A 14,497-nucleotide genomic window follows, 5' to 3' on the forward strand; every position below is an offset into this window, starting at 1 on the left:
CAGCAGCAGCAGCGCCCTCACAACGGAACTCCCGCGTCGCCGGCCGCGGAAGGGCCGAAGCCGCCGCCGCCGGGGGTGGCGATCTCCAGCAGGTCGCCGGGCTGGACGCTCACCTGGGCGCAGCCGCCCAGCCCTTCGAGGCGGCCATCGGCCCGCTCCAGCCGGTTGCGCCCCACGGCGCCGGCACCTCCCCCGGCCAGGCCGAACGGGGGCACGCGCCGGGAACCCGAGAGGATCGAGGCGGTCATCGGCGCCAGGAAGCGGATCCGCCGCACCACCCCGTCGCCGCCGCACCAGCGCCCGGCGCCGCCGCTGCCGCGGCGGATGGAGAAGCGCTCCAGGCGCACCGGGAAACGGTCCTCGAGGATCTCGGGGTCGGTGAGGCGCGAGTTGGTCATGTGGCTCTGGATGGCATCGGCGCCGGCGAAGCCCCGGCCGTCGGGCCGCAGGCCGGCGCCGGTGCCGCCGCAGATCGTCTCGTAGTACTGGCAAGCCTCGTTGCCGAAGCTGAGGTTGTTCATGGTGCCCTGGGCCGCCGCCATCACGCCCAGCGCCCCGAACAGGGCGTTGGTGACCGCCTGGGAGGTTTCCACGTTGCCGGCCACCACCGCCGCCGGCGGCCGCGGGTGCAGCAGGCACCCCTCAGGAACGATCAGCTCGATCGGTCCGAAGCAGCCGGCATTGAGCGGAATCGGGCGGCCCACCAGGCAGCGGAACACGTACAGCACCGCCGCCTTGGTGATCGCCAGCGGCGCGTTGAAGTTGCCCTGCTGCTGGGGGGAGGTGCCGCTGAAATCGATCCGGGCCCGGCGGGCGGCCCGGTCGATGCGCACGGCCACGACGATGCGGCTGCCGTTGTCGAGTTCGACGCTGTGGTCGCCGTCCCTGAGGCGGGCGATCGCCTCGCGCACGGCCTCGGCGGCGTTGGCCAGCACGTGGCCCATGTAGGCGGTGACCTCGCCGCTGCCCTCGCGCGCCAGCAGCCGCAGCAGCTCGCTGTCCCCCAGCCGGTTCGCCGCCACCTGGGCCTGCAGGTCGGCGAGCAGCTGCTCGGGGTTCCGCACCGGGTGGGGGCCGGCCGCAAGGCGCTGCCGCCACCCGTCCGCATCGAACCGGCCCTGCCGCAGCAGGGGCACGTGGCGCAGCCGCAGCCCCTCCTCCTCGATCCGGCGGCTGAAGGGGGGCATCGAGCCCGGGGTGAGGCCGCCCACGTCGGCGTGGTGGCCGCGGCAGGCGACGAACAGCAGGGGCTTCGGCGGTGTTTCGCAGGAGTCGACAGGGTCTGCGGCGTCAGGGGCGAACACCGGCGTGATCACGGTGATGTCGGGCAGGTGGGTGCCGCCGTCGAAGGGATCATTGGCGGCATAGGCGTCGCCCGGTGCCAGGGGCGGCAGGGTGCCGGCGGCCACGGCGGCCAGCAGGCTGGCGACGCTGTCCCCCATCGAGCCCAGATGCACCGGGATGTGGGGGGCATTGGCCACCAGCCGGCCGGCGCCGTCGAACAGGGCGCAGGAGAAGTCCAGCCGCTCGCGGATGTTCACCGAGCGGCTGCACTGGCGCAGGCGCTCCCCCATCTGCTCGGCGATGGCACTGAAGCGGTGGTTGTAGAGCTCCAGCCGCACCGGATCCACCGCACCGGCGCCGCCGCTGGCCAGGGCCGCCCCGGCGGCCGACCCGGCCACCTGCCCCGGCCGCTCCAGCAGCAGCTCGCCCCCCGCCAGCACCCGTCCGCCCCAGCCGGGTTCCAGCACGGTGGTGCCCGTGGGCTCCACCACCAGGGCCGGCCCGGCGATCCGCTGGCCCGCCACCAGCTGCTGCCGGCGCCAGAGGGGCACCTGGCGCCAGACCATGGCGGTGCCGCTGCCGGACGCCTCCGGGAGGCACAGCGGCACCCACTCGGCAGGCTCGTGCTGGGGCGGAGCGTCAGGGGGCGGCGCTTGGGGGCCCTGTGCCTGCGGTGGCCGGACTTGCGGGGCCACCGCCGGGGCCCCCACCTCCACCACCAGCCGCTCCAGCACCAGCGGCTCATCGGGCACCACGAAGCCGAACCGCTGCCGGTGGCGGTCCTCGAAGGCGGCGCGCAGGTCCGCCAGCAGGTCGTCCGCACGTTCCGCCGGCCAGGGCAGCTCCAGCCCCTGATCGCTGCCGCCATAACGCAGCTCCAGGCGGACCTGGCGCCGGGGCTCCTGGCCCGCCGCCAGATCGCCGCCGGCGCGAAGCTCGGCGGAGGCCTCGGCCAGCAGCGCCTCGATCGCCCGCTCCAGCCGGGGCAGCAGGGCCGGCTCCAGGGGCTGGCGCAGGGTGCGCTCCCGCAGCAGGGAGGGGCGGGCCAGGCCGATGCCGTAGGCCGACAGCACCCCGGCCAGGGGATGGAGCAGCACCCGGTTGATCCCCAGGACATCCGCCAGGGGGCAGGTGAGCTGGCCGCCGGCGCCGCCGAAGGTGACCAGCACGGCGCCGCGCAGGTCGTGACCCCGCTGGATCGAGATGCGCCGGATCGCCTCGGCCATGCGTTCGATGGCGATCGTCAGCGCCCCCTGGGCCGCCGCCTCCGGGCTTTCCAGCCCCAGCTGGCGGGCCAGGTCGTCGAAGCGCTCCAGCACCACCTGCCGATCGGCCGGCCGGTCGCCACCGGGGCCGAACAGCCGCGGCAGCGCCTGCACCGGCAGCCGGCCCAGCAGCAGGTTGGCGTCGGTGATCGCCAGGGGGCCGCCCCTGCCGTAGCAGGCGGGGCCGGGGTTGGCGCCGGCCGAGCGGGGCCCCACCTGCAGGCGGCCGTCCGCCACATGCAGCACCGAGCCGCCGCCGGCGGCCACGGTGTGGATCGGCAGCATCGGCGCCAGCAGCCGCAGGCCGTCGATCTCGGTTTCCGTGCTGCGCTCCCAGGCGGCCGCACCGCGGCTGCCGTCGAAGTGGAAGACATCGGTGGAGGTGCCGCCCATGTCGAAGCCGAGGATCGGGGCGTCGCCGAAACCGGCGGCGGCCGCCACCGCCACGGCCGCCACCATCCCGCCCGCCGGACCGGAGAGGATCGTGTCCTTGGCCCGCAGCAGGCCGGGCGACTGCAGCGCTCCGGCCGAGGTCATCACCCGCAGGGGGATGGCGGCGCCGATGGCGGCGCGCACCTGATCGAGATAGGCACCGAGGACGGGGCCCAGGGACGCCTCGAGCACGGCGGTGTCGAGGCGGGGCACCAGCCGGGGCTGGCGGCTGAGCTGATGGGAGAGCACCGCCGGAGCGAAGCCGCGGGCCGCCAGCCAGCTGCCCAGGGCCCGCTCATGGGCCGGATGGCGGCAGGCGTGCATCAGGGCCACGGCCACACTGCGGAAGCCGTCGGCCCAGGCCTGCGCCAGCTCCGCTTCCAGGGCCCCATCCCGCTGCAGGGGTTCGAGTTCCTCACCGTCCGCCGCCAGCCGGCCGCCCACTTCGATCACCCGCAGGGGCGGCGGCTCGGGCCGCTCGATGGCCAGGGCGAAGAGGTGGGGGCGGTGCTGGTCGCCGATTCGCTGCAGGTCGGCGAAGCCCCGGTTGACCAGCAGCAGGACGCGCGCCCCCTGGCGCTCGAGCAGGGCGTTGGTGGCCACGGTGGTGCCGAGCCGCACCTCCGTCACCAGCCCGGGGGGGATGGGTTGGTCGGGCGCCAGGGCGAGCACATCCCGCACGGCGGTGACGGCCGGGTCGGGCGAGGGGGTGCCGTCCGCCGGTGGGGGCGGATCGGAGAGCAGCTTGCGCACCACCAGATCGCCGCTGGGGGAGCAGGCCACCACATCGGTGAAGGTGCCGCCGCGGTCGATCCAGAACCGCCAGCCGTCCGCCACGGGCGTCAGAGAGGACAAAGCGAGGCTGGGAGCTCAACCAGGAAGCCCAACCCCAGAACGGCCCCGGTCTGTCGTAGCTCCTCGCGACACTCTGGGGCGACGGATCGATCCGCCCGTGCAACCTCTGCCGTGGCCGCCGACCCCAAGGCCATGGGGTCGGGCCAGGGGTTCATGACGTTGGGAAAGGAGCCAGAAGTCTTGACGAAATGAAAGATGGCTCCAAGTCCTGCCGCCATCCGTCAGATCCATCGGAATGTCGTGAAAGAATCCTGCCAAGCCGGGAATCAGGCTGAATTCCTTCTTTCGGCAACGTTATCACCGCTTCTGGGCGCCTTGCTGTGAACGCCTGCTGCTGCGTCTACGGCCCCAGACTCCACCAGATGCATCGCCGCTGCACATCTGCATCCATCGTGAAGATGCAGCCATGGCAACGGATTGGATCCGCCCATAACAGAATAATGATGTTGAACAGTCACTGAGGGGCCATGGCGCCGGCCAGCCATCGCATGTCAGCAGCGGTCGTTCTGGGTGGCGCTGCGGCCGTCCTGCTGCTGCCGCCACCAGCCTTGGCCCTGGATCTGGTCTTCATCCTTGATGGCGTCAGCGGCACCTTCCGCCATCTTGTGGCCGGGACAGCCACCAGTTCCCCGCCTGCGACCGTTGAATTGAATTTCGCGTCGTCTTCGGGGTCTCCCAAGGGGATCTTCGAGACGGCGCCGCGCTGCCTGCTGCCCGACTGCGGGTACATCTCCGTGAACGCCAGCGGTTCCACATTCACCCGCCCAACCGTCTTCCATGGCCATAACGCTGGCTGGCAACTGCTGATCAGCTCCGTTCCCCAACAGGATTCCAGCGCCCCTCCCTGGGATCTCACCGGATGGCTGCTCTATTGCCCAGGTTTCGAGCTGGCTGGGGAGCTGGACGATTGCCCAGCCCCCGGTCCTGGCACCGAGCCGAGATCCGGATGGCTCACACCGCCTCCCCACGGCGACCCCAGCGACCCGCCTGATCCTGCGGTCCCTGGCCCTGCGCCCTTCCTGGGCGCCGCCGCCGCCTTCCGCTGCAGCCGCCGGCTGAGGGCCAGGATGCGCGGCACCCTCAGCGGTAGTTCTCAAACTGCAGCGGCACCTCCAGGTCCTCGGCCCGCAGCAGGGTGATCACATTTGCTAGGTTAGTTGGTACTAGCCTTGGTACTAGCCAGGGAATGCCACCTTACCTCCGAAAGCGACCAGGACGACCTGGGCTGTACTTCCAGCGAGCGGTCCCCCGTGACGTGCAGGAGGCCATCGGCAAGAAGGTATGGATCATCAAGGCTGGGGACACCCAAGCCCAGGCCAGGGTGGTTGCCAACAGGCTTTGGGAAGCCACAGACAGAGAGATTGCACAGGCTCGGGGGACTGGTACTGGGGTAGTGGTCCCAGCTGTTGTTCGTCAGCTGGACCCGCACTCGGAAGAGGCGAAGGCATTCGACCGTCTGCAGTCCGAGGCCTGGCTTCGAGGCAAGACGGTTGAAGAGGTTCGGGACGCCAGCCAGCTGGACTGGGATACCTATATGACAGCCCTCCCCAGCGATCCCAACGAGATCGACAAGATTCGATTATTGCCGAAGGTAAAACTGAAATCAGTAGATGAGTTGATCGAGAAGGCTTCTCTAATTAAAGGCTCAGCAGAACAAACCAGGATAGAGTGGAGACGGAGCCTGTCGGATTTCATGGAACATGCAGGCTTACGTGTTCCTACCTTTGGCACCAAAGATCAGGCAAGGGCGTTCAGAGACCACCTACTTCAACGCGGCCTGAATACGAGCACGATCAAAAAGCAGATTGGTTACCTCGCCGGCATGTGGTCAATCATGGAAAACGAGGACTGGGTAGAAGAGAACATCTGGCTAGGAGTCACCCAAAGGATGAAAGTGCATAGGCGGGAAAAACAAGTGATCGTGATCGAACCAATAGATATCATCGCTGAGACAAGACTGAAAGGCGCTCAACAACTTCTGTACCTCATTCTCCGGTACTCCGGGATGAGACTTGCTGAAGGGGCTGGCCTTAGGTTCGAGGACATCCGAGATGGGGTAATCCACCTAGTAGCTCACGAAACGAGAAGCCTGAAGACCGATCAGTCGGAGAGAAAGATTCCACTGCACCCCAAGCTCCAAGAGTTGTCTTGGACAGGGACGGGGCTGATCATGCCATCGCTCTACAATGAGAGAAATAAACGGTGGGGCTCAGGCCTTGTCTGGTCAAGGCTGATCGGCATTCCTCCAAAAGACCTTAGGGATCATGCCAAGCAACGAATGCGAGAAGCAGGGATCGACATTTCCGTCAGTCGGGCGGTCATGGGGCACAAGCCGGTAAACCCCGGGGAAGCGTACGGGGGGATATCGATGGAGCTAAAGCGGAGGGCGATCGAGGTGCTGTAGCGGTTGGATCCCCACGATGGCTGGCTTTGGCCACCTAGACGAGGACCGAGTGGGAACCTCTGTCACCCAGGGAACTCCAGTACCTGCTGACCTGGGCAAACGTAGGTCCGTGGCTTCCTACGCAGAGAGGGCTGAGGAGCTGGTTGTGGCGCTGGAGTCGAGGAAGCCGGGGAACCGGCCCTGCGGCGTTGGGGGCGCGGAGAGGGGACATCCCTTGGAGGGTTGCCGTCCTCGTCAGCGTTGTAGATGCTTGAAAGAAAGTCCGATTGGTCAGGGTTGAAACTGGATGGCATGGGTCCTTGGCCACATTGCTATCGACAGGGTATGGACCGCCTCTGAAATGCGGGTCCTCGTTGCGTGAAGCACCGCCAAGGACTCTTCAAAAGGCAACGATCAGACCGTGGACTGGCCCAACAGAACCGACGTGGGGGCGAACAGTGAGTGAACCACCAACAAACGAACCAAAGATTGAAAACAGTTTAAGCAAAATCACTACCTTGAACGGGGAAACCACAACCCTTGGGACCAGTGGCTAACAGAAAGCGGTCTGCGCCTAACCTGCACCAATACGGGGCCAGTACGGGGATAATTCAAATCGGTTGTCAGTAGCACTTCAGGGAAGGCCTTGGTTGATCTTATGGAGGGTGAGGTCGGAGAAGTCACTACATCCAGCCGTGTCATAGATCAAAAGCGACAGGGCTTGTTCATCATCACTAAGCGCTGGTGGTAGACCTGTATACGACGATTGAGACTGGAAGGTCGCATCCAAGAGCCAGAAGCATGGCAGCGTTGCTCTCAGAGTCGATCGCACATATACTACCAAGTGCAACACTTAAAAATCATGACGCAGCCCCCACAAACAGCAGCTAATACAGTTTCGCTATCTTGGTGAGTTGCCATGCTAAACGAAATACACATGAGTGAGGTGGCAACCTTCAAGAATGCCACATCTCTAATAAGCGATAAAAGGATTAATCTAGTTTATGGACTGAATGGAGCTGGGAAGTCTACGATCTCGAACTTCCTTTATGATCCCAGTCACACGCGATTTGCCTGTTGCAGAAAAGTACCCGAGCAAACCGTTCCAATTCTAGTTTACAACCAGAAGTTCATCCAAGACAACTTTTTCTCTACTGATAACCTCAAGGGAATCTTTAGCTTGTCCAAGGAGAATAAAGACGCTGAGCAAAAGATTGCCGACCAAACCAAAGTTCATCGAGATCTCGAACAGTCATTAGAACGAAGGAAAGCTGAAAGGGGTGTGATCGAGAATACACTCGGGACGCAAAGGAAAAAGGCCGTCGATGAGGCGTGGAAGATCAAAATAAAATTTTCAGGCGGAGATCGTGTACTGGAATATTGCCTTGACGGGTTAAAGGGGGAGAAAGAAAAGCTGTTTTCGCACATCTTACAAATCCCGAAACCAACAGCTGAGCCCACTAAGGGAATTGAGAAGATTCGGAGCGAAGCCGATGCTCTCAAAGGGGATGGGGCACAGCCACAGCCAAGACTATCGCTCCTAACGTTTACAGCCAGCGATGTCGAGTCAGAAGCAATTCTAGAACGCTCAGTTTTAGGCAATACGGATAGTGAAGTTGCTTCTCTCATTGAGAAGCTTGGAAATTCAGACTGGGTCAAACAAGGGCTAGTGTTTCTACCAGCGGAAAGCGAGGAAGAGATACACACATGTCCATTCTGCCAACAAGAAACAATCAGTTTGTCATTCGTCAAAAATATAAAGGAGTATTTTGATGCAACCTATCAACTTCAGATAGATAAACTTGTGTCTATGCAGAGTAGGTACACTGAAGCGTCGAACCAGCTAACTCCCTTGAGTGTGTTTATAGGTCATCCATTCGCTCGTGAAAAGGAAGAGTCGCTTTCCATAAAGTACCAGGCAGTCATGAACACGATAGCCAGCAATATCGAGAAGATCAAGCATAAGATTGAGAATCCAAAGTCACAGACTCCTCTCTTGAATACCTCATCCGTATTACAAGAGTTCAACAAGGAGGTAATGGCTATAAATGATTCTATCGACACATACAATACACGTCTCATGAATCGAGATGATGCACTAGCAAGCTTAAAAGCAGAGTTTTGGACTCTCATGCGCTGGCAATATGACCAGACATTATCCCGTTTCGAATCAGATCAACAGGCAGCCAAACAGAAACTGCAAGAAATAGACGAACAAATCACGAATATCGAAAAGGGACTTGCAGATTCCAAGGCACTGATAGTACTGGCGCAAAAAGAGACAGTAAATATCGATGAGGCAGTAGATGCAATCAATGAAGGACTGCTAGATCTTGGGATCGAGGGATTTAGACTAGCCAAGCACTCAGACCATCTCTACAGGGTTGTTCGAGCGGGTGACCCCACAAACGCCTTCCCTTCACTTAGCGAAGGAGAGAAGATGATGATAAGTTTTTTATATTTCTGTGAGCTGTGCACAGGGAAATCCAGCACGGAAGACATGCCAACCCAGCGTATAGTTGTCATTGACGATCCTATATCGAGCCTGTCACACGTGTTTGTCTACAATGTAGGGCGATTGATTCGGAACATCTTTTTCAAGGATGACAGATTCTGCAAAGTTTTTGTTTTGACCCATAGCCTTTATTTCTTCTACGAGTTGACAGACACGGATCACAGACGCAGGAAAGATAATCAGAAGCTCTTTAGAATTACCAAATCTGCATCAGGTAGCAGTATTCAGGCAATGAAGTATGAGGAGATTCAGAATGACTATCAAGCTTACTGGTCCGTAATCAACAATCCAGAACAACCACCAGCCCTAGTCGCAAATTGCATGCGAAGTATTGTGGAGTACTTCTTTAGCTTTGTTCGGAAGAAGGATTTGAATAATGTTTTTATGATGCAGGAGCTTCAAGCCATAAGGTTTCAGGCTTTCTGTCGCTTCATAAACCGAGAGTCCCACTCACTTGGACAGAACATCATCGACATGAAAGAATTCGACTACGATACCTTCAAAGAAGGGCTTGGGCTGGTTTTCGAGAAGACAGGCTATCTAGAGCATTTTAATGAGATGTCTAGACTTTAGGATCACGCAGCGTCTCTAGATCAAGTGGAATGAGTAGAGCCAAGTGGAAGAAGGTATGTTGGCGGTGCGAGGAGTAGAGATCTATTGATGGGAGGACGGCGCCAGAACCACCGATACAATGTAACGGTAGAAAATCCACTATCAATGTCCTGAGAAATGCGATGGCCTAGTGGAACGAGCTGACTGCATAACTCAGCCTTTGGCATGCCAATATCACCGCACCAGTCTCAGCCCTGATGCGAATAGCCTCAATGGCCACCCGCTGTTAGGGGTATTGGTCACTTGCATAACCTCTTCCACTGCCACCATCGGCACCGACGATGAAATTGGAACCAGCGTGTCGAGGAAGCTGATCAGAGGCTCGCTTTGAGCATGGCATTCAAGTACCCCGTTAATGGGTACCTGACCGAAGTGTATTGCAGAGAGAAGGCTTGTAGGCAGTCTGCAAGATGGAACTACAATTCTTCGGCCCGCTGAAATAAGCCAATGGCTGAGCATCAGCGTTCATGGATTAAGCTACCAAGGTAACCTCGCATAACCATCCGCTCCAAATACTGCATGAACTATTTTGAGGCGGCATCGTTACTCTATGGGGAAGGAGGTGGTACAGAGCTTCCATCGAAGGCACATTCCTCCCAATCAGCAATGGGGGGTAAATACAGACTTCGCAAAGAAGACGGAACGCTACTTGCTGAATACAGAGTGGCAAGAGATCTAATCCCAGTAATTGGCGGTAAAGGGGAAAGATCAAAGGCCAAATCTACAGGAACTATGCCTCACGTCGGTGATCCGCAAGCAAGCAGTCATTCGGGGAGCAATAGATGGCAGATTATCCTGCCACTGCTCTTTCTCTCATTCGTCATCCCTCCCCTTGGAGTAATTGTATTCCCAGTTTTTGTAATATGGATAGTTTGGAAAGGTGCTGCCATGCTGGTCTCTACCACTAAGTCAGTTCCGTCTGAAGGCGTTGTTGCGGTCCTTATCTCTCCATTTGCCTTGGTGATAACAGCCCTAGTATGTGTGCTGATCCCACCGATAGCTCCATTAGCGCTATTGGTACTGCTTTTGGTGATGGTGATTATCACTCTACCCAGGCTCAAGAGATAAACTAGGGAAAAAGCCCCTATGGACACTCTCAATATGAGGTCGACCTTGATAGATTGCAGTTGCGGCAAAGATGCGTCTGATAGAGTAATTGAAGAGTTTGCAATAACTCTGGGCTTCGTAAGCATGTTGCTGATAACACCCGTCGCCGCCTCAGCGGCCACGGTGATCTCAGTTGGTGATGGCGACACACTCCGCGTCGAGGAAGCTGGTCGGAAGCTCACAATCAGAGTCGCCTGCATCGATGCCCCTGAGATGGCACAGTCCCCCTACGGGCAGCATGCAAGGCAGGCGCTCCAGCAGCTGCTTCCGGTCGGTTCCACGGTCACCCTGAAGGTGCAGACCAGAGACCGCTACGGGCGGACCGTTGCTGAGGTGTTCACTCAGAACGGAGCCAACGCAGGGCTGACCCTGGTTCAGCAGGGCAACGCCTTCGCATACCGCCAGTACCTGAAGCAGTGCGACGAGTGGGCCTACCTGGATCGGGAGAAGCTGGCTGAGCGCTATCGAGTAGGTGTCTGGCGCGTAGATGGCGGCATACAGCGACCATGGGATTTCAGGGCAGCCCGGCGTGGAGGCCAGAGCCAGCCAGCGCCAAGAACACAGAAGCCGGTGACCCTCACGATCATCAATGGTGGATCCAGGCCAAGCTCAAGGAGGCGGTGGTACTGCCGGAACGTGGGGTCTTGGGAGCATGCCCAGCAGCTGCTGAGGGAGGGGCATACGTACTTAGATGGGGACGGGGATGGGGAGGCTTGTGAGGCGTTGCGGTGATTAGGCTGAACATAATGCAGGCACTTATCTGGAAGCTATCCTCAAGTGGCCAGAGACGCTGCCACCACTGTGCAAGCACGGGAGATTCGTGACTATGACTTTGCTTGGAGCAAGCCAGCAATTATGAAGGAACATCGGTTGACATGTAACGCTTCCTATTTAGAATACAAAGATGATGGCTTTGAGTTTCGAGTGCAGGAGATTCAATTGTTTCATGTAGATCTTATTGCTGTCTTGTTTGCAATATCCAGCCAGTCGACCGCGTCGGATTTCCAATAAGGACAAGCAGGAGCATAACAATGAATTTCCGACTCCTGTTCTCGTTCCTGAACACTTCAGTTGCGGCGCTTCCGGTCATCATGGGGATAGCGGTGGCTGCTTCCCCATTGCCAAACAACGAGTACATTCCCCATCACCCGACTGGCTGCCGATATGTTCGGAAAAACCCCGATGGGAGGTTTAGCTTTGTGCAGACTTGCTCCCGCGGCCCAGCTGGAGAGTGGGAGCAAGTAATTGACGCGATGGGCCTGGCTACACCAGGTGTGATCTACATACCGCGTCAGACACTAGTCAATGGACTTGATATTGAAGGCTATTGGTGCTCAGGTGCTGCTCCTAGAGCGTTCAAGGACCAGCCTCAGAGTTGCACGAAGATCGGTTGGCAGAAGACAACCGAAACTCCCTGAGCATCACAGGCCTACAACGCTGTCTTTAGTCCTCGTGCCACAAACCATTCGGCGCAGTCAGCTCAATACACATCACGTGATTCTATATTACATTTCTCTTGGTATCTCGGACAGCACAAGTACCAGCATCAATAACGCCTGGGGGTGAGCCACCGTACAGCTCAACAATCTGCAGATTACTCCTGTTGATTCTGTACATCTTATGAAGACAGTGTCCATAGGGACAATCAGAATAGTCAGTTGAGTCAACAACTATTGTATCCGCCGTGAAAGTAGTGGGAACTCTGGCAAGCATCTTTTGGCTGGGCTGAAGCAGAATGGTCGAAAGACGTTGTGCTTCGTCAATGCTGAACTCAATCGCCTTTGATGTGCGAGTCAGACTGCAACCGAGAAAGATAGTCTTTGCGAATGATGATTGATGACAGGATAGAACTATAAGAGCTGGAATGAACATAAGGGATTTTCTCAATGCGCCATTCATGTACCAAGCCCTTGGAAACCGATGATTAACTTACCCTTAGAAGCTCAATAGCGTTACTTTTGTAATGAACTGCATTTCTGTGGTATCCCTGGCTTTATTGACAGGGCCCATCGTTAACGTGTGAGACGGTGAACCGCCCCTGAGAGTGGTTGCCACCGATGAGCAAACGCCGCATACACTGCCCCGGATTCAAGGTCAAAGACCCGATGGAGGCAATCAGTGGCCGCAAGACGCTCCAAGAGTTTGCCGCCGACAGCGGCATCTACCCGAACAAGCTGAGCCAGTGGAAGGGCCAGCTCCTAGACGATGCTAACGAGCTGTGCACGAAGGCAAGAAGACTAAGCACATGGGATAGGGGCTGGGCAAGGAAGCATAGCTATTGCTGCAGATTGAGCGGCTGCAGATGGGGCATGAGTGACACAGAGATATTCATATGCTCCTTTGCGCTTAAACTGCACAGGCTAGTCAAACCATGGCCACCCTTACCTCAATGTCAGCCGGCAATAGGTGCAGCTGGGGCTGCCTCCATGGAGCTGAAGCGGCAGGCGATTGAGGTGCTTCATGAAGGGGAGCAGAATACAGAAGCGAACTCTGAAACAGAACCTAGCTGGATACTCTCCCTGACAAACCTGTAAGGACTGGAACGAGTAACGGTCCTTGAAAAGATCTAGACGGACGACCAGCCGCGACCATTCAAGACAGACTTGGTATAGTGGGGTAGATTGCAGCCAAGCCCAGTGGGCATAACCATCAGCCTTGGATCTACAAAGTTTATCTCAGCTAAACAGTAGAAAGCTGGCCGATCTCGACCATCCAGCCTGGAGCCTCTTACCCAAAAGCCCATCAGAAGCGCAGAGGAGAGGAGTCAATTGGTATTATCCTGAGGTGCCGTGCAAGAAATGCCAAAGACGAACACCCAAGCGAACAAATAGCAGGACCTGCTTGTTTTGTGAACTCAGCAAGGAACGCGCAGCCAGAATGCGTGAGTACCATCAAGGCAGGAAAGACGAGGTAAATGCTCGCCAGCGAGAAAGGTATGCCAGAGAAAACCAGGGCAAGACCGACCGCAGATACAACGAGAAAGCACCCGAAGTCATACTACGTCAGGTTGCATTAGAAAACAACCTGGAAGACCAAGCAGAGAGATACCTACGAGACCTACTTCTCAGGGCCGAGAATGCCACAAAGGAGATATCGAGTCACGGCAATCTCTTTCTAGGCGAAGAATGTCAACACGGACACGGAAGACTAAGGTCAGTGCATAGCACCAAGCCGTGCTACATCTGCAAGTGCATTAGGGATGCAATTGATCGGTATGGCAACAGAGAGACATACAACATCCTGAAGAGACTTAAGTACCATCGACTTTCTCAGGACAAGAAGGAGGTGATTATTAGGAGAGCTGCCGAACATAACAAGTCAAATCCAGAGCGCCGCAAAGAAATATTGGCAGCGAACTTAGCGAGACATCCTGAAAGGCGACGATTAAGTGTAAAGAGGCAAAACGAAAAAGAGAGCCAGCAAGCTGCCATTAAAGCTTGGGGAACGAGGCATCCACACAGACGGAAGATGTATACAGCCAAGAGAAGGGCATTAAGAATTAGGGCAACTCCACCGTGGATAGGCATGTACTCATCCGATATTGAGAGCATCTATGAAGAGGCTGATACCCAAACACAGATCACCGGAATTAAGCATGAAGTTGATCACATCATGCCATTAAACCCGAGAGACACAGAAAGAGGCCCAATGGGATTACATGTTCCTTGGAACCTACAGGTGATTACGAGAGAAGCCAACAGGGAAAAGTCAAATCAAGACCCCGGACCATCTGATTGGGTCGCACAGCCCTATACGGGTAGAGCCAAATGAGGCAATACGATGCAGGACCTCATTGTTAAGCGACCTAGTGTTTTTCGATGCTCGGGATTCTTATGTCTGAGCCTTGGCATATCTCCTCAGATCACATAAGGGGCTATGAACCGGGGGTGTCTAACTCCTCCCTCAACGCCATCACAGCCGCAAAGATCGGAGCCCATCGCTCCAACACAGCCTCACGTTCATGAGTGTTCGGCTCAGTAGCTCTGCCCTCTTCTGACAAGGCGTCCAGCTGCTTCTGGAGTTGGGCTAGGCGGGTGGTGCGGT

At 58.0% G+C, this 14,497-nt stretch carries 6 protein-coding genes; 5 read left to right on the forward strand and 1 reads right to left on the reverse strand.

What is annotated here, in order from left to right; translation table 11 throughout:
• Positions 1 to 17: 17 nt before the first annotated feature.
• Entirely contained in the window at positions 18 to 3,818 is a 3,801-nt protein-coding gene (locus tag L107_RS12550; RefSeq protein ID WP_201295885.1) for a hydantoinase B/oxoprolinase family protein, read from the reverse strand.
• A gap of 1,273 nt (positions 3,819 to 5,091) precedes the next feature.
• On the opposite strand from L107_RS12550, the gene L107_RS12555 reads away from it, so the two are divergent.
• The 5 genes from L107_RS12555 (at position 5,092) to L107_RS12575 (ending at position 14,224) form a co-directional block, all read left to right on the forward strand.
• Complete coding sequence (locus tag L107_RS12555; RefSeq protein ID WP_159819274.1) at positions 5,092 to 6,240, forward strand: hypothetical protein; 1,149 nt, start codon at positions 5,092 to 5,094, stop codon at positions 6,238 to 6,240.
• 916 nt (positions 6,241 to 7,156) lie between these two features.
• A complete protein-coding gene (locus L107_RS12560) occupies positions 7,157 to 9,307 on the forward strand; it encodes an AAA family ATPase (protein WP_159819276.1) in 2,151 nt (716 codons plus the stop codon).
• Between the two features lie 558 nt (positions 9,308 to 9,865).
• Positions 9,866 to 10,414 (forward strand): hypothetical protein, encoded by a 549-nt coding sequence (locus tag L107_RS12565; RefSeq protein ID WP_159819278.1) that lies wholly within the window; start codon positions 9,866 to 9,868, stop codon positions 10,412 to 10,414.
• Positions 10,415 to 10,432: 18 nt separating this feature from the next.
• A complete protein-coding gene (locus L107_RS12570; protein WP_236550676.1) occupies positions 10,433 to 11,185 on the forward strand; it encodes a thermonuclease family protein in 753 nt (250 codons plus the stop codon).
• Positions 11,186 to 13,330: 2,145 nt separating this feature from the next.
• Entirely contained in the window at positions 13,331 to 14,224 is an 894-nt protein-coding gene (locus L107_RS12575; RefSeq protein ID WP_159819280.1) for a hypothetical protein, read from the forward strand.
• Positions 14,225 to 14,497 lie beyond the last annotated feature (273 nt).

This window comes from Cyanobium sp. Copco_Reservoir_LC18, from assembly GCF_009834675.1.
Lineage (GTDB): Bacteria > Cyanobacteriota > Cyanobacteriia > PCC-6307 > Cyanobiaceae > Cyanobium > Cyanobium minutissimum.

Bases quoted from the DNA above. Each gene is read 5' to 3' on its own strand.
- L107_RS12570 (WP_236550676.1), top strand. From the start codon at position 10,433: ATGGACACTCTCAATATGAGGTCGACCTTGATAGATTGCAGTTGCGGC.
- L107_RS12575 (WP_159819280.1), top strand. From the start codon at position 13,331: ATGCGTGAGTACCATCAAGGCAGGAAAGACGAGGTAAATGCTCGCCAG.
- L107_RS12560 (WP_159819276.1), top strand. From the start codon at position 7,157: ATGAGTGAGGTGGCAACCTTCAAGAATGCCACATCTCTAATAAGCGAT.
- L107_RS12565 (WP_159819278.1), top strand. From the start codon at position 9,866: ATGAACTATTTTGAGGCGGCATCGTTACTCTATGGGGAAGGAGGTGGT.